We start from the raw sequence: 22,491 nt of genomic DNA on the forward strand, positions 1-22,491 counted from the left end.
TTTAACCAAGGCATCCTGAGTATTAAATATGAGTAGGATCCAATAAAGTCGATGAGGTTATAAAGAGGCAAAAAGGTACAATAAACGAGTATGTATTAGTCAAATAACTGAAGAGGTCCAATCTTTACCGAATGGTGATGCTTATTTGACAACATTCCACAGAGGGGAGTTCATATTATACGAGGGGGTGAAGAAAATGAAATACATAGTAAAACCACTACAAAATACAGTTTCTGGTTATTGTTATGCATGTGGCGAACAATGTAACAACAGATGTGGAGAGCAAACTGGCTGCAGTACACTTTGCATAAGAAAATAAAACTAAAAAAGATTGAAAGATAAAAGAAAGGGGGACAGCATTATGAAATTTGTAGTGAAGCCAACGAGTAAACTTGTTGAAGGATATTGTTTTGGCTGTTCTAAGCAGTGCCAAAATGATTGTGGAACACAGTGCTTAGATAAGAGGGTATAAGCCGGTATGATTTTACACATAATCAAGTAGGGTGATATAAGCGATATACTGCTATATTATATAAGTTTGAAGCAGCATGTCGCTTATACATAAATAAAAATAGTCTTTTTTATACTTTGGGAGGTTAATTTGAAATGAAAGCATCTAAATATAATATAATATTGACGATGGATGATGGAACAAAGATAGCTTTTAATAGTATGACATGTGCCTTAGCAGAAATAAACGATGATTTTATAGAAATTATAGAAAAAATTGATTCACTTCAATATAAAAAATTAGATGCTAAACAAAAGTTGCTTGTAGATAAAATGCTGGAAGGAAACTATATTGTCCATGATAATATAGATGAACTCAAGCTAATTAAATATAAACACTTGAGTGGCAAGTTCAACAATGAAAGTTTAGGATTAACAATAGCACCAACTCTTAGTTGTAATTTTGAATGTCCATATTGCTATGAAAATCCAAAACAAAGCTTTATTAAAGAAGATGTTGTTAAAGGTATATTGGAAATGGTGTCAGAAGCTGCAAAGAGAAAAAAAAGTATATATGTTACTTGGTATGGAGGCGAACCTCTTATTGCCAAGGATATTTTGTTTGATATGTCAGAAAAGATGATAAATATATGTAGGGAAAACGAAACTAATTATAGTGCTTACATTGTTACAAATGGTTATCTTATTAACAATGAAATAATATGCAAGTTTAAAGAAACAAAAATTAATGGTATGCAAATTACAATTGATGGACCACCGTATATTCATAATAAACGTAGAAAATTAAAAGGAAGCGACGAAGGAACTTTTGATGTTATTCTTACTAATGTTAAAAAACTATCAGAAGCAGGAGTGAATGTAACAATACGCGTGAATATTGACAAAACTAATATTGATAAATTGGAAGAGCTTTTAGATATATTAGAAATAAATGGTTTGAAAAATATCCAGCTAGCTTTGGGGCAAGTTACTGCTTATACTGAGGCTTGTGCCTCTGTTGCAGAAACTTGTTTGGATACGGAAGAATTTGCAAAGGTTAATATAATATTTCAAAATATTTTGCATAAAAGAGGATTTATTTCCCATGGATATCCTTACTATCCTGGGACAAAAGCAAATTATTGTACTGCAGATACTATTGGTTCTTTTGTCGTGGATCCATATGGATATATGTACAAATGCTGGAATGATATAGGAAATATTAAAAGAGCTGTTGGAAATGTAAAAAATTTTAAAGAAATATTAGATCATGATATGTATACAAGATATATAAACTATATTCTTTGGTCCCCTTTTGATCATAAAGAATGTATTGAATGTAAGTTATTGCCTATATGTATGGGTGGATGCCCCTATAATGGTGAAAAGAATGGTTCAACACCAGATTGTGAAAAATGGAAATATAATCTGGAAGAGATATTGAAATTAACTTATATGCAAAAAAAGGACATGCTTGAAGAGAATTTGGAACAAAAAGGAGCGTGTAGCTGCTAATTTTATGAATATAAATCTAAATTTTAAAGATATAAGAATGTTGAAGTATCTTTTATCTGATGATGTTTGGATTAAAAAATTGCAGAAAATAAGAGAAGTATTCGACTTTTACAGTAGCGTCGATGTCCTTCTCTTTGAGTCTGTTAAGGAGGTTTCTATTTATTTGGGTTTGGAGATTCCCGAATGGGTTGTTGGTACATATTTTGATAAAACAATAATTATGCTGGATTATGAAATTTGGAAAAATAAGGGTGTGGGAACATTTGGACAAATATTGCTTCATGAGTTTGTACATGTAGTAATAACTAAGATAACGAAAAATAGATGTCCTGTCTGGTTAAATGAAGGTATTGCTATGTATTTTGCTGAACAACAGGTAAATATTTTTAAAAAAACAAATGAGGACTTTTATTGTGAAAATATTTTTGAATTAACTTATGATAATGAAGAGCTTTATTTTATAAGTGCAATAACTGTTGATAGATTAATAAAAGTTTACGGGATTGAAACAATTTTATTTCGAATCAAAAATGTTTCTAATTACAAAGAAGACTATATTTTAGGTGTAGATAATATAAAACGAATAAGTTATCAATATTGTATTTAGTGAGGGATTTTTATGGATTATTTAATTAGAGTTGCTAATATTAATGATTTGGATAGTATAGCAAAGCTTTGGGAAAAGTTATCGATTGATCAAATGAGTAAAGACCCATATTATAAAGGTGATTTGGTATTTTCTGGTGGTTATTCGCAGTTTAAGCAGGCGTTAAATAGTGATAATTGTTGCATATTTGTAGCGGAAGTTAATAATATTGTTATTGGATTTATAGAAGTTTGGCTTTATCAGAAAGATTTTTATTTTTTTATAGATGATTATGCATATATTCTTCATTTTTTTATAGATCCTGATGCAAGACGAAGTGAAAATATTTTGAGTATTATATATAATCTATTTGAGGCAGCACTAAATTGGGCTATTGAGAAAGGTAGTCGATATATAATTGCAGACGCTTTTGCTCATAATATCAGAATTATGAAATTATTAGAAAGAGTAGGGTTTGAAAGTTATAGGATTAGATATGTAAAAGAATTAAGTTCAAAGTAAAAAGACACAAAAACGGAGGTTATATTGATGAAATGTTTATTAAGAAGGATAATACCATTGATTAAACCCTATTTGTTTTTTGAAATTTTAGGAGCAATTTTAACTATTTTATATACTTTTGCAATTTTTGCTACACCTTTGGTTTCAAAATATTTAATTGATGAGGTAATTCCAGCAAAATCAATATATAAATTATACCTTGGTTTAGGTATCTTTTTGATAGTGTGTATAGCTCAACCAATAGTGGGATATTTAAAAGACTTGTTGTTTTTACATATTACAGAAATTATTACTCTAAAGATAAGGAAAAAACTTTTTTTAAAGCTAATTTATGCACCATTAAAATTTTTTGATGATACTCATAAGGGAGAAATAATCTCGAGAATAATCAATGATAGTAGAGGTGCCAGTGAATTTATTACAAACTTTTTTGTAATTTTTGTCAAAAATGTTTTTTTGATTATTGTAGTTATAGGCGGCATGCTATATCTTTCACCAATGATAACAGGAATAGTTATAATATTATTTCTTCTATTTTTTATTGTAAATTGGATATTAAGCAGACGCTTTAGTATTTTACAAGCTAAAGTTCAGCAAAACTATGATATGATTTGTACGAATGTAGAGCAAATGGCAGACTCAATATTGACAATAAAATCTTTTTTGGCGGAAAATAAAATATTTGATAAATATGAACAAGTTATAACTAACGCTTATAGAAATAATAAAAAAATAGGACATCTTAGTATTTTATTAAACAATTTAACTGGTGTTATAGTTATTTTATCATTAGTTGTTATTTATGGAGTTGGTGCATTGCAAGTAATGAATGAACATATGACACTTGGGACTATTATTGCAATAGGACTATATTTTCAGATTTTAGTTCAACCGACATACGAGTTATTGAATAATAATATTCATTTAAGAAAAGTAATACCTATTTTTGACAGGTTATATGAATATTTTGATTTAGAGAATGAACCTTTAAAAGATGAAATAATTTCATTAGATGGTGAAATCAGTATAGAAAGAGTTTCATTTTATTACAATGAAAATGTTTGTGCACTTAATGATATTAGTTTTATTATAGAGCCTAAAAGTTTTGTAGCTTTAGTTGGAAGATCAGGGTCTGGAAAGAGTACTATTGTGAAGTTGCTTTTATGCTTTTACAGACCAACATCGGGGAAAATTAAGATTGGTGGAAAAGATATATTAGATATGGGGGTTAATGTTTTAAGAAAAAATATAAGTTTTGTTCCACAGGACATAGAATTATTTAACACAAGTATAAAAGAAAATATAAGGTTTGGTAAACCAGATGCTTCAGATGAGGAGATTTTTGAAATTTGCAAAAAATTAAAATTACATGGAAAAATTATATCATTACCTGAGGGTTATGATACTATTATTTCTGAGAGAGTTAATTTATCTGGGGGAGAAAAACAAAGAGTTGCGATAGCGAGGGCATTAATAAAGAAGCCAAAAATTTTCATTCTTGATGAGCCAACGTCTTCATTGGACCCTGAAAACGAAATGATATTAAGTGAAATACTTAAGGAAATTTCCAAAGATTGCACTGTTATAGTTATTGCTCACAGGCTTACAACAGTAGTAGGTGCAGATAAAATAATTGTTTTTGAGAAAGGTAAAGTTGTAGAAGAAGGTACACATAGTACATTAATAAACAAAAATGGTCTTTATTCTAAGTTTATCTTAAACAACAAGAATTTAAAACAAGTTATATGATTTTAGATGTTAATAAAAAATATCATCAGTGAGGTGCTGTCGATGAGAGCTCTTTTTAAATTGGCTTTGCGAAATATCATTGCTAAAAAAGTAAGGTTTTTTATATTATTTCTTACTTTTGTTTTATCTGCCGTAACTTTAATGGCAGCTATATTTTTTAAAGATGCGGCTATTGAATCCAGAAAAGAACAGCTTAGAAATAATACATTAAATAGTCAAATAGTAGTACTTTCTTCAAATGAGAGAGATATTTATTTTAAGCCAGAGGATGTGTTAAATAAGATAAAAAATATTGAGGGCATAAAATATATTGTTGAAAGATGTGGAGGTGTTGCTGCATATCAAGATGAAAAAATAAATGTAGTTGGTGTCGACTTTAATAAACAATCACAAGTTTATTCATTCAATTATATTAATCACATACAACTACCTGCTTCTGAAAATCAAATTGTTGTGAGCAAGGTGTTTTCAAAAAAGTATGGATTGAATATTGGAGATGTTATTTTATTATCTACTCAAAATAATGAAATAAAATTTAAAGTTAGCGGAATTGCAGAGGATAAAGGAATTTTTCAAGAAGGTAATATTGTTTTTGTAAATATTGATGCTGCACAAAGATTATTTAAAAAAGAAGGGTTGGTGTATTCTATTGGTATTACACTAAAAAATCTGGATAGTATTTCTGATGTTGCTAATGATATAAAAAAAGCCATTGGTTCTGGGTACATAGTTGAAGAAAGGTATGATATAGAAAGTTATAAAGCTTATGTTGGAACGATAAGCATGGCATTGAGTATTTTTAGTGCGTTTGCTATTTTCATAACTTTATTTTTAACATATTCTACTTTCAAGACAGTACTATATGAGAGGATTTCACAAATTGGTACTTTAAGAAGCTTAGGAGCAACTAAAATGGAAATATTTATAAGTACATATATAGAAAGCTTCATAATTATTACAATTTCCACTATAATTGGTTTAATTGTAGGTTTTCCTTTTTTGCATTTTATTCTTAAATTGATAGTTGAAGATGAAATTATAATGAAATTTAGCATTCTAAAGTTTATGTTAGTATTTTTTATGCTTTTGATTACAGGCTTATTAAGTGTTATTTTGTCAGTTTTGAGGATACTTAAAATTTCTGTAGTAGATATCATAAAAGGTAATGTGGAAAAACATACCAAAAAGAAAAATATTCTTAAAAATCATGCCGGAGCAGTGATGATATTTGTGTCTATAATATTATTGATTTTAAGTGAGAAAATGAATAATGGTATTTTTTATCTTATCTCTGGAATTATTTTATTTTCGTTTTCATTTATTTTGCTTATAGAGTTTTTACATATTTTAATTAATAATACTTTATTAAAATTTATAAATTTACTGGGACCGGGAGCAAGATTGTTAAATAAAGAATTTAAAAGAGACTTTTCAAGATCAGCGGAATCTATAATACTTATTAGTATAATAATTGGAATAGCATATCTTAGTTTTACTTTATCATATTTGGTCAAAGAAAGTGTAGATAAGGTATATAAAGGTGTTGATATTGTTATTAATACAGATTCTTCAATGGGGTCCTTAGATGAAAAATTATCCTCTATTTCAGGGGTTGATAAAGTTGTTTCGCAGTTAAGGGTAAAGGAACGTATCAGAGATATGGATGTAGAAATTTCAGGAATTGATCCAGAGAAATATAAAGATTTTTCTTTTGAAATATATAAAAATGGTTCAATAGATGAATTATTTAAGCAATTAAATTATGGAAAAAATATTGTAATTACAAATACATTTGCTAAGAACACAAATACTAAAGTTGGTGATTATATTCAAATTAAATTAAAAACAAAAGCGAAGGGAGAAAAATATAAAGTTATTGGAGTTGTAAGTAGTTTTGAGAATATGGGCAAAGTTCTTTTTATATCTAAGGACAATTTTATAAAGGACATTGGTTCTAATGACTACACTTTATATTTATTAAAAATCAAAAAGAATTACAATGTTAGCCAAGTGGAAAATGGTATAACAGAAATGTTGGGGGAAAAAGCTTACTATAGTATAAATTCACTTGAAGAAATGAAAAAATTAAATGCTGAAGATAATAATAGATTGTTTTTAATAGTAAATGCATTATTTTTAATATCGGTGTTTATAAGTATTTTTAGTTTAAATAATAATCTTATTATAAATGTTTTGACGCAGGTTAGATATTTTGCAATAAAAAGAACGGTTGGGATGTCCTTAAAGCAATTGTTATTTAGTATAATAGGCGAGGGGGTTATTATAGGTTTTGAGGGAGGAATTTTTGGCTTATTATTTGGATTTTGCCTGAATCTATTTATTGTGAAAATTTTGTCTTATTATGTTGGAGATTTATCTTTTGGTTATAATTATTTAGTGTATTTAATTTTATTACTATCTTCGATTTTTATCGGTTTTATAAGTTCAATTTATCCTTTTATTAAAATTAAGAAAATTAATATTGTAGAAGCAATAAAAGGAATAGAGTAAGCAAAAAATAAAAATATAGGGAGGGACCAAAATGGGTATTTTAAAGACAGAAAAAATATTTAAAGAATACAATGTGGAAGGAAATGTGACAAAAGTTCTTAATGGTATTGATTTAGAAATCAATGAAGGAGAGTTTGTTTCTATTATGGGACCGTCTGGCTCAGGGAAAAGTACTTTGTTGTATGTACTTAGTGGTTTAGAAAAACCTACTTCTGGCAGTATCTTTTTTAAGGGAGAAGGTTTAACTTTGTTAAATGATGATAAATTAAGTAAAATGAGAAGGAGGGAATTTGGATTTATATTTCAGTTTTATAATTTGATACCTAATTTAAACGTTGAAGAAAACATAACACTCCCCTTAGAACTTGAAGGAATAAATAGGAAAGAATATAATAGCAATATTGATAAAATTTTAGAAAAGGTCGGATTAATTGAAAAAAAGCAGAATTTTCCTTATCAATTATCCGGAGGACAGCAACAACGAGTGGCTATTGCAAGAGCGCTGATAATCGATCCTAAAATAATATTTGCTGATGAGCCAACTGGAAATCTTGATTCAAAAGCGGGAGAAGAAATTTTAAAGCTTCTGTATAATTTGAGTAAAGAAAATAATAAAACAGTATTAATGGTTACTCATGATAATTATGCTGCATCCTTCAGCGATAGGATAATTAAAATAAAAGATGGGGTAATTGAGTGAATTTTCCTCAATTTTTAAAATTGTTAGATTCATTGATTTGGATTTTACTTATAGACGAACTTTTTATGTAAATAAATGCTTTCAATACTTACGATACTTGGCATAATAATGGGAGCATTTCTGTGATAAAAAATATAAGATTTGAAATAAAAAGTACCTCCTGATAAAATACAAGATGTCGATTGTTCATGAACACGACTCTCAAATAACAAGGAGGTACCTAATATGAAGTATAACCAAAATTTAAAGATATTGCAAGTAACAGAAAAAACAGTTTGTGTCAAGTAGTTGTAGGCAAATTTTTTTCTTCAAATTTTATCCGCATAATGTTTAACGTATTGTGAATTTTCGTGCAATTATTTTTGCTCCATTCTTCTTTTTATATTGCGCCTTTTATATGACTTTTAGTTCACTTAAACATTTGTATCTTAGTATTTCCCTTATTGCTTTTCGACTGTTTGTCATTGCGCAACCTTCAAACGGCATACCGCCTCTTTGTATGTGATATGCCTTAGCTTTTTTCTGCTTTTTGTTTACATCCGCTGCTGATAGTTTTATTTCTTCTTTTACCTCTGCTAATTTTTCATCCGATATTGTCACATTAAAATATGCTTCTACAACACTATTAAGTTTTTCACTTGTCTTTAAGGCTGTATATGCTAATATAAAAGTAAGCCAAAAAGTGGCTCTGTGCTGACGAAAAAGTGATCCACTTTTCAGAAAAAACCTGTAAAATTTATTATACAAGATAAATTTTACAGGAGGTTGGAAGGTGTGATTATTGACGTGAATTTATACCAAAAGATTAGAGAAATGTATACAGTACATCAAATGTCTCAAAGGGCTATAGCCAGGGAATTAAAAATTTCAAGGAATACTGTAAGAAAATACTGCAAAGGTGACAATGTTCCTTGGGAGAGAAAAGAATATTCCCGTGAACCTGATGTCTTAACACCTGATGTAATGGACTTTATCAGGCAGTGCATTAAAGAAGACGAAGCAGAAGGAATAAAAAAACAACAACATACAGCCAGAAGAATATATCATCGCCTTGTAGAAGAAAAAGGATTTAAAGGTGGAGAATCCACAGTAAGATTGGCTGTACAACAACTTAAAGATGAAATACCAAAAGCATTCGTTCCCCTTGAATTTGACCCTGGAGAAGCAGCACAAGTAGATTGGGGCGCAAAACTGTGTACCTTGACAACAAAAAAGTTACTATAAATCTTTTCTGTATGCGACTCTGCTACAGTTGTGATATTTTTGTAATGGCATTTTATCGCCAAAATGAAGAATCATTTTTAGAAGGTAATGTAAAAGCATTTGAACATTTTGGTGGTGTACCCCACAAGCTGATTTTTGATAATGCAAGAGTTGCAGTAAAGGAAGGTTTTGGGGCTCATGCAAAACCTCAGGCCCGTTATCAAGCATTGAGTGCACATTATGCATTTAAAATGGAATTCTGTAATCCAAGTAAAGGAAATGAGAAAGGACTGGTAGAAAATCTGGTAGGCTGGATAAGACGCAATATTTTAGTTCCTGTCCCAAAAGTAAAGGATATTGATGAATTAAATCAAATTCTTATGACAAACTGTTTGAAATACCGTTCCCATCAGATACGCGGCCATGAACAGACAGTCGGCCAAATGTATGAAATAGACAAATCATTATTATACTCACTTCCTAAATATGTATTTGATTCGAGCAAAAGCATATCAGTCAGTGTAGACGAGTATTCAACAGTACGCTTTGATAGGAACAATTATTCAGTACCAGTAAAGTATGTAGGTAAAAATGTCAGTATCAAAGCATATGGAAATATATTAACCATCTTCTATCGTGGACAGGAAATTGCTAAACATAACAGAAGCTATGGTTCCAACAAAACCACTTACAAACTAGAACATTACATAGATCTATTAGAGCAAAAGCCCAGAGCTGTATTCAATGCAAAGCCCGTAAAGGACCATGTCAAACAAGAATTATTAGAGTGGGGACAAATACTTCCTGGCGGAGCCAGAGACATGGTAAAAATTCTGAGACTTTGTGTAGACTACGGTTCAGATAAGCTTGTGGAGATTAAAAAACAAATTCCAGCAGGTGTAACACCTACTGTTGATTTAATCCGCAGTTATTTAATAGATTACAGCACACCGGTGAAAAGTACACAAAAAATTATAGATACAGTAAATGTAGAAGAAGTTGATTTAAGTATATACGATAAACAATATGGGGTGGCACGATGAGTGAAATAAATATAGCTAAAGAAACAATAAAACTTTATGCCAAACAGCTAAAATTGCCTACTTTTGCACAATACACAAGTATTATTAGACGTATGGATAGCAATATGGGATATGAGGAATTTCTCATAGAATTAATGAAAAAAGAAATAGCTTCCAGGCAAGAAAATCAGCAAAAGCGCCGCATACACAAAGCGGGATTTCCTTACCTGAAAACCCTTGACGAATTTGATTATACCAGACTCAAATACGTCGAACAAGCCTTTATATGGGAACTTGCCACATGTGAATTTATATCTAAACGACAGAATGTCATTATGATAGGGAACACTGGCACAGGCAAAACTCATATTTCAATAGGCTTAGGGCTAAAGGCTTGTAAAGAGGGGCATAACGTAAAATTCTATACCGTTGCAAATCTTGTAACAGAACTTACAGAAGCACAAGAGTACAAAAAGCTTCTAAAACTTGAAAAACAGCTAGAAAAAGTGGACCTGTTAATTCTAGATGAACTATCATATCTATGTTTTAATAGGAACCAAGCTGATTTATTATTCAGGATAATTTCGGATCGTAGTGAAAAAGGAAGTGTAATAGTATCTACGAACCTTGAATTTTCAAGATGGACAGAAATGTTTGAGAATACTACTATGGTTGCAGCATTAGTAGATCGTCTAACCTTCCGTTCACATGTATTAAATATGAATGGAGAATCTTTCAGGCGTGATAATTCGCAAATAGAATAAATTATTATCTGCGTAGACGGTAACTTTGCAAATGCTGATTTTATTAGCTATATGTAAATAAAAGTAAATATCATTTTTAAAAACCAACATATCAAGCATAGGGAAAGTCTTTATATTATGGCTCAGAAATTCATTAGCACATGGATCACTTTTTCAATAGCAGAAGTGGTTCAAAAATTCATTAGCATGTGGCTCAAATTTCTATTGACATTCACAAAGTTTCTTCAAAAATATAGAATTTCGGCTGCTTTAAGGTTATCGAATGCTTACAAAAGCAAGGGTATTCCCGTTATTTCTATTTTCGAGTACTTATTCTGCATGATCTTTACCAATAGATCTATGTATATGAATATGCTAATGGGTACAAATCAGGCTGGTTTTAAGAAAGACACGGTTTACAGATTCTTAAACTCTGTTCATATCAATTGGATTCGGTTTACCACTTGGCTTAGTGCACAGATTATAAATGAGACAATTATCGGGTTAACAAGCGACAAACGCGTAAATGTTCTTATTGTGGATGACTCTTTATTCGAACGCTCTAGCTCTAAAAAAGTAGAGCTATTAGCAAAAGTATATGACCATGCTAAGAAAACATACAAGTATGGCTTTTGCCTACTTACACTCGGATGGTCAGATGGAAATACTTTTATCCCAGTCAATGGATGTCTTTTATCTACTGAAAATCAAAAGAATCGTATCAATGAAGCTATACCTGTGGACAAGCGTTCCGCCGGGTATTTAAGAAGAAATTTAGCCCAAACCAAAGCAACAGCCGTAGTTCTTGAATTAATAAATGCCGCTAAAAAGGCAATGATTCCAGCATCCTATGTATTGTTTGACACTTGGTTTTGCTCTCCCTCTTCTTTGATTGCTATTAAAGAAATGGGCTATGATATTATTGCAATGGCGAAGAAAACATCAAAGATGCATTACCTATATAATGGCGTAAATTGCTATTACTTTTTTTTGGCAAAGTATTAAGTTTTCAAGGAACAGAAGTAATTATTTATATGCGAAGTTTTAGTTATAAACTAATATATCTCTTATTAATATCTTTTCCTTGTTATAAATTTCTTTCCAAGTTGGTACGAAATGATCTAAAATTAAACATACCAAAGTTCCCTTTAAATAACATATCAGATCCATTCTGCCAAGTTGTATTGAATTATATATTTTTTCAATATTATATTCAATCGATTTGTTATAATAAATTTCTCGAAATTTTAATTCAACATACATAGCAGAACCTTCTATGTCTTCTCTGAATAAATTCGGATAATAATTATATTTATTTTTGTAAATTGATATAATCTTTTTGTAATTTTGATTCATAAATAAATCATATAATTCATCTATTTCTTCTTTTAAAAAATAATTTCTATCAACATTGTCCAATTTTCTAAAAGGTATTATATTTTTAAGTTGATATATATGAAACATTTCATGTATTAAACCACTAATAATTTCATATTCATCATATTCATTAAATTTTAATGTATTCCAAATAGCGATATAATCATTATCAAATATAACTGTATTTGAAATATCAGTTCCATATTTTTTATTTTTTTCATCAATGATATAGTACTTTTCCTTCTTAAAGCAGGGAAATAATAAATCATAATTAATATTATCTAATATTTTATGTATTTTTTTCAATTTTTACCTCAAATCTATCATATTTAAATGATGGATAAATAATAGATATACTAGCATTCTTTATTTTTTTAAATATCCTAATATCTATCCATCTACTAAATAAATCATTAAAATCTTCCCTGCCATTAAAAATAGAAAACACTGTTTTTCCACTATTAATAATATTATTGTATCTTGATATATATTTTTTTCTTTTATCTGGAATATCAAAATGATATATTAAACCATCATCATTTATTAATTTTAATAATTGTCTGTTTAAATTTAAAATATCCAAATCTGATAAATATTGTAAAACAGAAAAAGAATAAACTACATCAAATTTATTTTCAAAAGAATTATTGTCTATTTCTAATATATTTTTTTTCACAACATATATATTTTTGAAACAGCCTTTAAAATATTTTAACTTATCAATAAAATCAACACCATATATTTTTAAATCAGGTCTATTTTTAGAAAGTTCTTTTTCAAACTCTAAATTACCACATCCTAAAGATAAAACATTTGAATTTAACTTAAAATTAATTTTGCTTGTAATATAATAGTATACCATTTTAACATCAAACTCATCTATAAAATTTTCATTTTCTGTATTATTAAAATAGCATTCTACGCCATTAGTCATTATTTATCCAGCTCCTCAAAATACTACTATTTTCATTGTCTGTATTTAAAAGATATATTAAATGTCTTAATATACCTTTCAATATTTTGCACCTCTGACTTTTGCTTACTTTTCCAACAAAGCTACCGTCTTGAACATAATTGTAAACTGGACATATACCACAAATTGGATTATAAACACAACAACTACATGTTGGATTACACTCTATACAAGATGATGATATAACACATTTAGTAACATCAGAATTTAAGCAATCTTTATAGCTACTTTCAAATGCATTACCTATCTTAAAAGTTTGATCTCCTTTATTTGCTATCATTCTTCCTTCATCACAAGTATATATATCACCATTCCAGTTATAAGCAATCTGTCCTATAACTGCACCACACGGCGATTTGAAATCAGGAAAACGCAAAGATTCTTTTGTTAAAATTAATCTTAAATACATTTCCGTATAGCTCTCTTTAAAGGGAATACCTTCTTTATTTTTTTGTAAAATATAATGCAATGTTTTAATATAAAAATCAACAAATTCTTCTGCAGTGTAACCTATTTTATCCCAATTTTGTTTACACCTTCCAAACGGAGATAATTCTCTAATAGAAATCGTTCTTGCACCTAAATTTATATATAAGTCAACAATTTCTTTGTATTTATTTAAACTAGCTTTTGTAGTAGTAGGCAATAACCCTACTTTTACTCCCTTATTATTAAAATAATTAATCCAATAAATAACTTTTTCATAATTTGATTCTCTATTTTTGCTTGGTCTATTAAAATCATGAACATCTTGGGGTCCATCTAAAGAAATGCATATACCTATTTTATTGTTGATTAAATAATTTGCTTTATCTTCATCCATTGCTTGACAATTAGTTACAATTGTAAAAGATATTTCTTTACTTTCTTTCTTTTTGTTAGCGTAATCTACTATAAATTTAATCACTTCAAAATTTAATAGAGGTTCTCCACCTTGAAACTCAAATGTTAATTTTTTACGAGGTGATTGCATTGCAATATTTACGGCAGCTTCAGCAGTTTTAATGTCCATCATACATCTTAAATTTTCATTTATACCTTTATCTGCCTGACAATATAAACAATTTAAATTACATTCAAGTGTAACAACAAAAATATGTAAATATGTTGATTCCAATAAATTAGTTTTCGTTTCTAAATAAATTTTAGCATAATCATCTATAATGTTATTAAAATTACTGTTATCATGTATAAATCTTTTTTCTTTTAATAAATTAAATAACTCACTATCTTTTTGTAGTTTACCTTCAATAAAATCTTTAAATTCATCTTTTTTTAATAACAAAAAATCTCTAAACATGTTTGAAATAATTACATAATCTTCATTTTTTTCAAAATAATAAGGTAAAACACTATATTGCATATTGTAACCTCCAAAAAAAAAAAGGCAATCAGAGCCTTTTCAAGTTATTTGCTAACTTTATTTTCAACATTTTTCTTATAAACTTTAATATATTGGTATTTGTTCTACAATTCATTAATTAACTCAAATAATGCCTTATATACTATCATTTCTCTTATTTTTTTTGTTTCGTTTGCAATCCTTTTTCTTAGTAAAAAATCATTATAAAATTCAACTATCATATTAAAATCATCTTCATTAACAGATAACAAATACACTTTATTTCCATCTATTTTATAATTAATTTTTACATTTTTATTCGTTTCAAATTCACTTATTGCGTAAATAAGAATTTCATATTCAAAATTTTCAAGCGATAATTCTTTCATTAATATGGCTCCTGTGATCTATGATTTGTATGATTATCATGTGACTTATGTGAGCCATGTGCTAATTGTAAATTATCTAATAATTCTTTTCTAGTCTTTTTTAATGTTTTATCAAGTGTATTATTATCTATCGTCAATACTACTTCTTCCTTTATATATTTCATAACAACACCTCTTTTATTTTTATTATTCTTTTATTTTATTATAATATTAATTATATAAAAGTCAACATCAGTTTTGCCAGAGATTCCGCATCAAAATTCCAGCAAAAAATTTATCGGTTAGTTGTATAATTAAATGCAACAAGCAAAAATTTAATTGAGAAAAATTGAAACCATAGTTTCAAACCATGTATGATATTAAGTGAAAATCAAATCAACATACAGGAGGTTTGAAACTATGGCTAAGAATAATAATATCACAAAAAAGAGAACTTTTAAACACCTATCACAGTATGAAAAGTGTATGATTTATTCATTAAGAAAATTAGGTAAATCAATGCGCCAAATAGCAAATATACTAGGAAAATCTGTAAGCACTATTTCAAGAGAGATAAGAAGAGGAACTGTATCCCAAATGAGATCAGATTTAACTACATAATGAGGAGTATTTTCCTGAAGCAGGATATGAGGTATATAAAAAGAACCGAAAAAACTGCGGAACAAAGCTAAAAGTGGTAAAGGCAGAGAAATTCTTGAGATTCGCAGAAGGGAAAATATTGAAAGATAAATGGTCACCTGATGCAGTTGTAGGTTACTGCAGAAATAATTCTGACTGGCAAGAAGAAATGGTATGTACCAAAACCCTCTATAATTACATAGATAAAGGTCTGCTAAGAATTCGCAATATTGATTTGTGCTTAAAAATACGTTTAAAACCAAAGAAAAAGATAATAAGAAGGAACAAGAAGATTATGGGAGAGAGCATATCGCAAAGACCTGAGGAGATAAACAAAAGAGAGAGTTTTGGACATTGGGAAATAGATACTGTTATAGGAAAGAGATCAAATGATAAAGCATTATTAACACTGACAGAACGTTTAACGAGGTACGAACATATTTTTATGATAGATAAAAAAGACAGTTCATCAATCAAGAAGGTATTTGATGAATTCAAAGAGCAATATAAGGAGAATTTTCCAAAGGTATTTAAGAGCATAACAGCAGACAATGGGGCAGAATTTGCTGAATTTAGTGAGATATTAAAGGAATGTGAAAGTAAGGCATATTTTACTCATCTATATTCTGCATTTGAGAGAGGGACAAACGAACGTCATAATGGATTAATAAGGAGATTTATACCTAAAGGCACAACGTTAGCTGACTTATCAAAGTATGTTATAAAATGAGTTCAAAATTGGTGCAATCAACTTCCAAGAAGGATCTTAGGATACAAAACGCCTGAAGAATGTTTTTTAGATGAGGTTAGCAAGATTATCAATTATGCTCAATGATTATGATGAAATAGTTCAACCATGACAAAATACAAAATTAAGGCCTCTGTTCCCACTATAGTGGAAACAGATATATCATATATGGTTAAAAATTATGGTTTTATCAATTATTTAAAAAGTGTTGCATTTAATATTGCAATTTACACAATACAGGAATAATAATAATTGATAATATGAATTCAAAAACCAAATATACAATAATTCTTTTCGTCAAAATCATATTTATCATAAATAACTCTCATTCCTTCCATTTATAAACGACATTTATTTTTGCTTTAAGTTTTTCGGGTGTCTCATGTCCTACATGGTAGTTATCCATAGTATCCTCTGTAATATATTAGCATAAATAATATTCAGGTATCAACAGGAATTTAAAAAATTTTCAAAAAATATGTTGACTTTATAGGTAAACCTCATTATATTAAATAACATAGTATTGCATATTATTTGATAAAAGTATTGTCATGTATTGTAAAAGATCTTATTTTAGCTTAATATATATTTGTAATTATATATAGTGTCGTCTTAAACATTTGTTTGATATAATTATTAATAACAAAAGTTATATTGATTGGGATGGTAGTTATGATGCAGCTAACTGATGCGGAGATTAAAAACAGGTGCGAAAATGATAGCGTCTATAGAAAAGGTCTTGAGTATTACTTGTCAGGTAGAATACACAATTTTACTTACAACAAAGACGGTACTATATTTCAAGCTTTTGTAATGGGTACATCTTTGTACAGGGTGATGATACAAAAGTATCATGGTGAATTGCACACAAGCTGTACATGCCCTGCAAAGGCAAGATACGGCGGCGATTGCAAGCATATTGCGGCAGTTTTAATGTATATAAAAAATAATCACGCTGAAATAGAGGATAATCTAAAAAATAAAGTTGCTTATGATTTATTCGAAGAATTTGAAAAAAGGGAATACATACCTGACGAATTAAAGCAGCCTGTTAACATAGAGGTTACATTAGAATCTTATCAATTTAATACATCTTTAAGCCTTAGAATGGGCATTGACAAATTGTACGTAGTTAAAAGCATAAAGAAGTTTTTTGACGATATTGATGAAGGAATGGTCGTTGAATTTGGCAAAGGGTTTTCATTTGATCCAAGCGTAAATACTTTTAAAGAAGAAGATATGAAGCTTATAAAGTTTTTGAGAGAGATATACGAGATTGACAAGATCAATACCGAAAATTCATATTACAGAGTCGACTCGGTTATTTCTGGAAAATGTGTAAGGCTTACGCCATCGAATTTGGAAAAATTTATTGAAATTATGAAGGACAGTCACTTTAATTTAGTTTTGGATGGAAAAACCTATTATGATGTAGATGTAGTTTTCGAAGATCTTCCTATTAGCATTAAACTTGAGAAAGCAAATAAAGACAAAAATCTTAGACTTACCGTTGAGGAGATTGAAAAAGTAAAGGCGTTAGACAACAGAGGTAATTTTTTTGTGTACGATGGAAAAATATACAAGGTTTCTGATAAGCAGCGTTTTGCTTTAGCGCCATTTTACAATGTATACATTACTAATAACACCAATAGCGTTGTATTTACTGAGAAGGATAAGCAGAGGTTTGCAGAAGTAATACTTCCCAATATAGATAAAGCAGGAAGCGTCACGATTGATGATGATGTGAAATCGGAATTTTATAGTGAACCACTTGTTACGAAGATTTACCTTGATAAAGAAGGAGAAAGAATAACTGCAGATATAAATTTTACTTATGGCCAGTATAACATAAATCTATACGATGATACAAAGACGAAGATAAAGCATGACTGTATTTTAATTAGGGAGGAAGTTTCAGAAAAACGCATACTGGATATTTTTGAAAAGTGTGAATTTAAGGTAAAAGATAAATCGGTTTACTTAGATGATGAAGACTCCATATTTAACTTTGTGTCAAATTATTTGCCTGTGCTTCAAAGAAATGCTGATGTGTATTATTCTGAATCGTTTAGAGCAATGAAATTTTACAAAAGATCGTATAGCAGCAGCATTAGGATTCAAGACGATGATTTATTGGAATTTAGCTTTTCTATTGATGATATAGATAGAGATCTCATTCCTAAGATATTTGACTCGATAAAAATGAAGAAAAAATTTTTTAAGCTACCTGATGGATCTTTCTTGCCTATTGATGATGAATTGACGAAAGTTGCAAGTTTCATTGATTCATTGGACTTAAGTAGCAAAGATTTAAAGAAAGAAATTGTAAAGATTCCTAAATATAAAGCGCTTTATATCGATGAAAAACTCGAGAGTGATAAATTAAAGATTGCTAAGGATGAAAAATTAGATAGCTTGGTTAAGGCCATAAAAAATCCAATAGAGACTGAATTTGAAGTTCCTAAACAATTAAAAGGCGTGTTGCGAAAATATCAGGAAGTCGGATTTAAATGGCTTAAAACATTGTCATCGTATGGTTTTGGGGGGATATTGGCAGATGACATGGGATTAGGAAAGACGATACAGACTATAGCATTTTTGCTGGATGAAAAAGAAAAGCATAAAGAACCTGCAATAGTCATTTGTCCTACGACTCTTATATACAATTGGGAAAGTGAAATACAAAAGTTCGCACCATCTCTTAAGACTTTAGTGGTATCTGGCAATAAAAGCGAAAGAGGAAGTCTTATTAAGAGCGTAGCGGAATCAGACGTTGTCATAACTTCATATCCTTTGATTAGAAGGGATATAGACAGCTATGAAAATATTGAATTTAGCTATTGTATTTTGGATGAAGCACAGCATATAAAAAATCCAAAGTCTCAGAATGCAGAATCTGTAAAAAGGATAAAAGCCAAAGGATATTTTGCGCTTACTGGTACGCCTATAGAAAATTCTTTGACTGAACTGTGGTCTATATTTGACTTTTTAATGCCTGGATACCTTTTGTCTCACAGGAAATTCGTAGAAAAGTATGAGAAGCCAATTATAAGATACAAGAATGAAGAGGCGCTTAATGACTTAAGCAAACATATAAGACCTTTTATACTGCGAAGGCTAAAAAAGGATGTTTTAAAGGAGCTGCCACAAAAGATAGAAACTACATCATTTGCCGAGCTTACAAAAGAACAAAAGGAGCTTTACATGGCGTATCTTGAGAATGCAAAGACTGAAATAGCAGAAGAGATACGAAATAAAGGCTTTGAAAGAAGCCAGATAAAGATAATAACTGCTTTAACGAGGTTAAGGCAGATATGCTGCCATCCATCAATGTTTGTAGAAAATTACAAAGGCACCAGTGGCAAGATGGAGCTTTTGATGGAACTGATTCAAGAATTGAAAGAAAGTGGACACAGGGCGCTGATTTTTTCTCAATTTACGACAGCACTTAAGCTTATAGAAGATAATTTAAAGAGAGAAAAAATTTCATACTTGTATTTGGACGGTCAGACAAAGTCAGAAGATAGAGGAAAATTAGTCAAAGCCTTCAACAAAGGTGACTCGGATGTCTTTTTAATTTCATTAAAAGCAGGTGGAACAGGACTAAACTTAGTAGGTGCGGATACTGTTATACACTTTGATCCGTGGTGGAATCCAGCGATAGAAGATCAAGCGACAGACAGAGCCCACAGGATTGGGCAGGTAAATACAGTACAAGTCATAAAGCTTATAACGCAAGGTACAATTGAAGAAAAAATTGTAAAGCTGCAAGAGAAGAAAAAAGAGATGATAAATTCTGTCATAAACCCAGGTGAGACCTTTATAACTAAGTTGAGTGAAGAAGAAGTAAAAGAGCTTTTTGCAATGTGATTTAATGATTTGCAATTGCCGATTAAGGCAGTTGCTTTTTTATGTTACAAGATTGTAATAGAAAATTAAGGAATAATTAATAAAATTTATAATTTTAAATTTTATAATAGAGGTGAGGCATGGGAGGTTAAGAGTATAATCTATATTGATAAAAGTCACTATGTCTGGGAGGCTATTATGAATAAAGTGAAACTATGTTTATTAATTATCGTAATCTTAATACTTGGTGGCTGTAGTATTAAAAGTACAAATACAGACTTAAGCAATGATAATATAATTATTGATAAAACAAATGGTAATATACTTGATGAGTTAGAGGATAAAAAGACCTCATCGATTGAAAATGCACATCCAATAGCTGTGCTTGATGATGGCAGAAAAGTGTTTTTGCAGGTCAATCCTGAAGTTGACAACAGCATTTTTATCACCTCAAGTGACAGCTCAATAATTTTTAAAATTAATGCTGGAATTTCTAAAAATATTTATGATGCAAAAGTCATGGGGAATTGGATCGTGTATGTTGAATCCAGCAACGATATGACAAAAAGCGATTGGGCTTTGTATGCTAAAAATATAGATGACAATCGTCTCATAGAAATTGATAAAGGAAATGTTGTAAATGCAAAAGTAAAAACGCCTACTTTGTTAGGAGCGTTGATAGCTGCATCTAACGACAAAATTGTATGGACAGCTTTTGAAAAAGATGAGAAATCTGTTAATGCAATTGTCAAATTATACGATATTGAAAACAATACTTATAAAATCATTGATAGATTAAATGTTGAAGATGGAGAATTCGGGCAGCCAGGATTAGATGGGGATTGGCTTGTATATGATATTGGGAAGATCGATATGAAAGCACTGGCAAGAAATGGGAAATTGGTTCTTGTAAATCTTAAAAATAACGAAAAAAGAATATTAGATGAAGGATTAAGAGTTAGCGGTGCATCAATTAAATTTCCATATGTAGTATGGAATTCAGGCGATTCTATTCTAAAATTATACAATATAAAGACAAAAGAAGAAAAAACTATTGTAAATTGGGGTATGACAGGCGTTTGGAATAGCTCACTTAATGATAAATTTATTTCATGGAATACTAACGGTGATGGTTTATACATTTACTCTATAGAAAATGGAGAGACATTGAAGTTAAAAGATTCAGGTATTACAAGCGGTGGTAATATTTCAGGCAATATACTGTGGTGGTACGTCAAAGGAGAAAAGTGCAAATCAGAGTGGATTATTTTAGATTAAATAAATTGCTAAATGCTTTTTAAGCATATTGGAGTGATATTTATGATATCAAAAAAATGGATAATGACAATACTACTTATTTCGGCTCTTACAGGATGTTCAAATCTAGAAAAACAAGGAGATGTGGTAGGCGGAATATCTGATAATGAAGCTTTGAAAATAGCTAAAGAAAAAGTGGAAATTACTAAAGTAGAATCAGAAGAGCTTAAAAATTTAGAAGTTGATCTGGATAAATTTTTTGATGATCCAAAACTCAAAGAAAAATCTCCTTGCCCCGTTTATTGGATAATAAAAGGTGTTGATAAAGAAGGAGAGTCTTTAACTGTATATGTAAATTATAAAAAACCCGACATTTATTATGTTAAAAATGAAAGATAATCTAATTATTAAATTTATCGTGGCATTTGCCATGTTTTTTTATGTTACAAGATTGTAATAGAAAATTAAGGAATAATTAATAAAATTTATAATTTTTAATTTTATAATAGAGGTGAGGCATGGGAGGTTAAGAGTATGGGAGAGAGCGATGTAGAATTTGCATTCATTAAGTTTATTGAAAAATCTATTAATTATGAAGCAGTAAAAGCAATAAAAAAATATAATAACATTAAAAAGAAAGAGCTTTTGACATTAGACTTGGCAGATTGTAATGGCAATATCGAAAATGATGGGAAAATTATTGACAGTACGATATACGATAATGTGTTAATTGAAGATGAAATAATAGATAGATTAATGATTTCAAAATTCAAGGAACTGCTGGAAGCGGAAGAATTTAATGTTGTAATGCTAAATATAATACAAGATATACCACAAAAAGAGGTAGCTAAAATGTTAAATAAATCACAATCATCCATAAGTAAGATTAAGAAAAAAGCCCTTAGGAAAATAAGAAAGTTTATGGAGGGTTCTTGAA

21 protein-coding genes and 2 pseudogenes are annotated in these 22,491 nt (G+C 29.5%); 17 read left to right on the forward strand and 6 right to left on the reverse strand.

Annotated elements, in window-relative coordinates; genetic code table 11:
• Positions 1–196 precede the first annotated feature (196 nt).
• The 8 genes from JJQ93_RS13050 to JJQ93_RS11200 all read left to right on the forward strand — a co-directional run bounded on the left by JJQ93_RS13050 (position 197) and on the right by JJQ93_RS11200 (position 8,033).
• Positions 197–319: a Clo7bot family Cys-rich peptide gene (locus JJQ93_RS13050; RefSeq protein WP_350494228.1), complete on the forward strand. Its 123-nt coding sequence runs from the start codon at positions 197–199 to the stop codon at positions 317–319.
• Between the two features lie 42 nt (positions 320–361).
• On the forward strand, positions 362–472 hold the full coding sequence (locus JJQ93_RS13055) for a Clo7bot family Cys-rich peptide (RefSeq protein ID WP_350494229.1): 111 nt from the start codon (positions 362–364) through the stop codon (positions 470–472).
• Positions 473–606: 134 nt separating this feature from the next.
• Positions 607–1,965: a radical SAM/SPASM domain Clo7bot peptide maturase gene (ctpM, locus tag JJQ93_RS11175; RefSeq protein ID WP_274893822.1), complete on the forward strand. Its 1,359-nt coding sequence runs from the start codon at positions 607–609 to the stop codon at positions 1,963–1,965.
• Between the two features lie 4 nt (positions 1,966–1,969).
• Complete coding sequence (locus JJQ93_RS11180; RefSeq protein WP_274893823.1) at positions 1,970–2,572, forward strand: gluzincin family metallopeptidase; 603 nt, start codon at positions 1,970–1,972, stop codon at positions 2,570–2,572.
• Between the two features lie 12 nt (positions 2,573–2,584).
• Complete coding sequence (locus JJQ93_RS11185; protein ID WP_274893824.1) at positions 2,585–3,073, forward strand: GNAT family N-acetyltransferase; 489 nt, start codon at positions 2,585–2,587, stop codon at positions 3,071–3,073.
• 27 nt (positions 3,074–3,100) lie between these two features.
• Positions 3,101–4,822, forward strand: coding sequence for an ABC transporter ATP-binding protein (locus JJQ93_RS11190; RefSeq protein ID WP_274893825.1), 1,722 nt, complete (start codon positions 3,101–3,103; stop codon positions 4,820–4,822).
• Between the two features lie 42 nt (positions 4,823–4,864).
• Positions 4,865–7,333 carry an ABC transporter permease gene (locus JJQ93_RS11195; protein ID WP_274893826.1) on the forward strand — a complete coding sequence of 823 codons (2,469 nt, stop codon included), beginning with the start codon at positions 4,865–4,867 and terminating at the stop codon, positions 7,331–7,333.
• A gap of 31 nt (positions 7,334–7,364) precedes the next feature.
• Positions 7,365–8,033 carry an ABC transporter ATP-binding protein gene (locus JJQ93_RS11200; protein ID WP_274893827.1) on the forward strand — a complete coding sequence of 223 codons (669 nt, stop codon included), beginning with the start codon at positions 7,365–7,367 and terminating at the stop codon, positions 8,031–8,033.
• A 393-nt stretch (positions 8,034–8,426) separates the two neighbouring features.
• Here JJQ93_RS11200 and JJQ93_RS11205 read toward each other — a convergent pair whose 3' ends face one another.
• The gene (locus tag JJQ93_RS11205; RefSeq protein WP_274893828.1) at positions 8,427–8,633 is read right to left on the reverse strand and encodes a hypothetical protein; all 207 of its coding nucleotides are present in this window, start codon (positions 8,631–8,633) and stop codon (positions 8,427–8,429) included.
• A gap of 174 nt (positions 8,634–8,807) precedes the next feature.
• Here JJQ93_RS11205 and JJQ93_RS11210 point away from each other — a divergent pair, with 174 nt between their 5' ends.
• The 4 genes and pseudogenes from JJQ93_RS11210 to JJQ93_RS11225 all read left to right on the forward strand — a co-directional run.
• A complete protein-coding gene (locus JJQ93_RS11210) occupies positions 8,808–9,257 on the forward strand; it encodes a hypothetical protein (RefSeq protein WP_274893829.1) in 450 nt (149 codons plus the stop codon).
• A 44-nt stretch (positions 9,258–9,301) separates the two neighbouring features.
• The gene (locus JJQ93_RS11215; RefSeq protein WP_274893830.1) at positions 9,302–10,279 is read left to right on the forward strand and encodes a Mu transposase domain-containing protein; all 978 of its coding nucleotides are present in this window, start codon (positions 9,302–9,304) and stop codon (positions 10,277–10,279) included.
• Positions 10,276–11,022 (forward strand): IS21-like element helper ATPase IstB, encoded by a 747-nt coding sequence (gene istB, locus JJQ93_RS11220; RefSeq protein ID WP_274893831.1) that lies wholly within the window; start codon positions 10,276–10,278, stop codon positions 11,020–11,022. Before JJQ93_RS11215 ends, istB begins: the two co-directional genes overlap by 4 nt.
• Positions 11,023–11,208: 186 nt before the next feature.
• Positions 11,209–12,034, forward strand: a pseudogene (locus JJQ93_RS11225) (IS4 family transposase); the annotation flags it as partial.
• 11 nt (positions 12,035–12,045) lie between these two features.
• On the opposite strand, the gene JJQ93_RS11230 reads toward JJQ93_RS11225, so the two are convergent.
• The 5 genes from JJQ93_RS11230 to JJQ93_RS11250 form a co-directional block, all read right to left on the reverse strand.
• The gene (locus JJQ93_RS11230; protein WP_274893833.1) at positions 12,046–12,684 is read right to left on the reverse strand and encodes a hypothetical protein; all 639 of its coding nucleotides are present in this window, start codon (positions 12,682–12,684) and stop codon (positions 12,046–12,048) included.
• Positions 12,668–13,312 (reverse strand): class I SAM-dependent methyltransferase, encoded by a 645-nt coding sequence (locus tag JJQ93_RS11235; RefSeq protein ID WP_274893834.1) that lies wholly within the window; start codon positions 13,310–13,312, stop codon positions 12,668–12,670. Before JJQ93_RS11235 ends, JJQ93_RS11230 begins: the two co-directional genes overlap by 17 nt.
• A complete protein-coding gene (gene hxsB / locus JJQ93_RS11240) occupies positions 13,305–14,714 on the reverse strand; it encodes a His-Xaa-Ser system radical SAM maturase HxsB (protein ID WP_274893835.1) in 1,410 nt (469 codons plus the stop codon). Before hxsB ends, JJQ93_RS11235 begins: the two co-directional genes overlap by 8 nt.
• A gap of 104 nt (positions 14,715–14,818) precedes the next feature.
• Positions 14,819–15,082: an HxsD-related protein gene (locus JJQ93_RS11245; protein WP_274893836.1), complete on the reverse strand. Its 264-nt coding sequence runs from the start codon at positions 15,080–15,082 to the stop codon at positions 14,819–14,821.
• A complete protein-coding gene (locus tag JJQ93_RS11250; protein ID WP_274893837.1) occupies positions 15,082–15,246 on the reverse strand; it encodes a hypothetical protein in 165 nt (54 codons plus the stop codon). The genes JJQ93_RS11245 and JJQ93_RS11250 overlap by 1 nt, the downstream gene beginning before the upstream one ends.
• Positions 15,247–15,481: 235 nt before the next feature.
• On the opposite strand from JJQ93_RS11250, the pseudogene JJQ93_RS11255 reads away from it, so the two are divergent.
• From JJQ93_RS11255 to JJQ93_RS11275, 5 genes and pseudogenes are all read left to right on the forward strand, one after another.
• Positions 15,482–16,535 (forward strand): annotated as a pseudogene (locus JJQ93_RS11255) (IS30 family transposase).
• A 585-nt stretch (positions 16,536–17,120) separates the two neighbouring features.
• A complete protein-coding gene (locus tag JJQ93_RS11260) occupies positions 17,121–20,318 on the forward strand; it encodes a DEAD/DEAH box helicase (protein ID WP_274893838.1) in 3,198 nt (1,065 codons plus the stop codon).
• Positions 20,319–20,495: 177 nt separating this feature from the next.
• Positions 20,496–21,575: a hypothetical protein gene (locus JJQ93_RS11265; RefSeq protein ID WP_274893839.1), complete on the forward strand. Its 1,080-nt coding sequence runs from the start codon at positions 20,496–20,498 to the stop codon at positions 21,573–21,575.
• A gap of 42 nt (positions 21,576–21,617) precedes the next feature.
• Positions 21,618–21,953: a hypothetical protein gene (locus JJQ93_RS11270; RefSeq protein ID WP_014757724.1), complete on the forward strand. Its 336-nt coding sequence runs from the start codon at positions 21,618–21,620 to the stop codon at positions 21,951–21,953.
• A 135-nt stretch (positions 21,954–22,088) separates the two neighbouring features.
• Positions 22,089–22,490 (forward strand): sigma factor-like helix-turn-helix DNA-binding protein, encoded by a 402-nt coding sequence (locus JJQ93_RS11275; protein ID WP_274893840.1) that lies wholly within the window; start codon positions 22,089–22,091, stop codon positions 22,488–22,490.
• The last annotated feature ends 1 nt before the right edge of the window (position 22,491 follow it).

The organism is Thermoanaerobacterium sp. R66, assembly GCF_028895185.1.
Lineage (GTDB): Bacteria > Bacillota > Thermoanaerobacteria > Thermoanaerobacterales > Thermoanaerobacteraceae > Thermoanaerobacterium.

What these genes read in the sequence shown, in the direction of transcription:
- JJQ93_RS13050 (WP_350494228.1), top strand. Translation starts at nt 197, where the DNA reads ATGAAATACATAGTAAAACCACTACAAAATACAGTTTCTGGTTATTGT.
- JJQ93_RS13055 (WP_350494229.1), top strand. Translation starts at nt 362, where the DNA reads ATGAAATTTGTAGTGAAGCCAACGAGTAAACTTGTTGAAGGATATTGT.
- ctpM (WP_274893822.1), top strand. Translation starts at nt 607, where the DNA reads ATGAAAGCATCTAAATATAATATAATATTGACGATGGATGATGGAACA.
- JJQ93_RS11180 (WP_274893823.1), top strand. Translation starts at nt 1,970, where the DNA reads ATGAATATAAATCTAAATTTTAAAGATATAAGAATGTTGAAGTATCTT.
- JJQ93_RS11185 (WP_274893824.1), top strand. Translation starts at nt 2,585, where the DNA reads ATGGATTATTTAATTAGAGTTGCTAATATTAATGATTTGGATAGTATA.
- JJQ93_RS11190 (WP_274893825.1), top strand. Translation starts at nt 3,101, where the DNA reads ATGAAATGTTTATTAAGAAGGATAATACCATTGATTAAACCCTATTTG.
- JJQ93_RS11195 (WP_274893826.1), top strand. Translation starts at nt 4,865, where the DNA reads ATGAGAGCTCTTTTTAAATTGGCTTTGCGAAATATCATTGCTAAAAAA.
- JJQ93_RS11200 (WP_274893827.1), top strand. Translation starts at nt 7,365, where the DNA reads ATGGGTATTTTAAAGACAGAAAAAATATTTAAAGAATACAATGTGGAA.
- JJQ93_RS11215 (WP_274893830.1), top strand. Translation starts at nt 9,302, where the DNA reads ATGGCATTTTATCGCCAAAATGAAGAATCATTTTTAGAAGGTAATGTA.
- istB (WP_274893831.1), top strand. Translation starts at nt 10,276, where the DNA reads ATGAGTGAAATAAATATAGCTAAAGAAACAATAAAACTTTATGCCAAA.
- JJQ93_RS11235 (WP_274893834.1), bottom strand. Translation starts at nt 13,312, where the DNA reads ATGACTAATGGCGTAGAATGCTATTTTAATAATACAGAAAATGAAAAT.
- hxsB (WP_274893835.1), bottom strand. Translation starts at nt 14,714, where the DNA reads ATGCAATATAGTGTTTTACCTTATTATTTTGAAAAAAATGAAGATTAT.
- JJQ93_RS11245 (WP_274893836.1), bottom strand. Translation starts at nt 15,082, where the DNA reads ATGAAAGAATTATCGCTTGAAAATTTTGAATATGAAATTCTTATTTAC.
- JJQ93_RS11250 (WP_274893837.1), bottom strand. Translation starts at nt 15,246, where the DNA reads ATGAAATATATAAAGGAAGAAGTAGTATTGACGATAGATAATAATACA.
- JJQ93_RS11260 (WP_274893838.1), top strand. Translation starts at nt 17,121, where the DNA reads ATGATGCAGCTAACTGATGCGGAGATTAAAAACAGGTGCGAAAATGAT.
- JJQ93_RS11265 (WP_274893839.1), top strand. Translation starts at nt 20,496, where the DNA reads ATGAATAAAGTGAAACTATGTTTATTAATTATCGTAATCTTAATACTT.
- JJQ93_RS11270 (WP_014757724.1), top strand. Translation starts at nt 21,618, where the DNA reads ATGATATCAAAAAAATGGATAATGACAATACTACTTATTTCGGCTCTT.
- JJQ93_RS11275 (WP_274893840.1), top strand. Translation starts at nt 22,089, where the DNA reads ATGGGAGAGAGCGATGTAGAATTTGCATTCATTAAGTTTATTGAAAAA.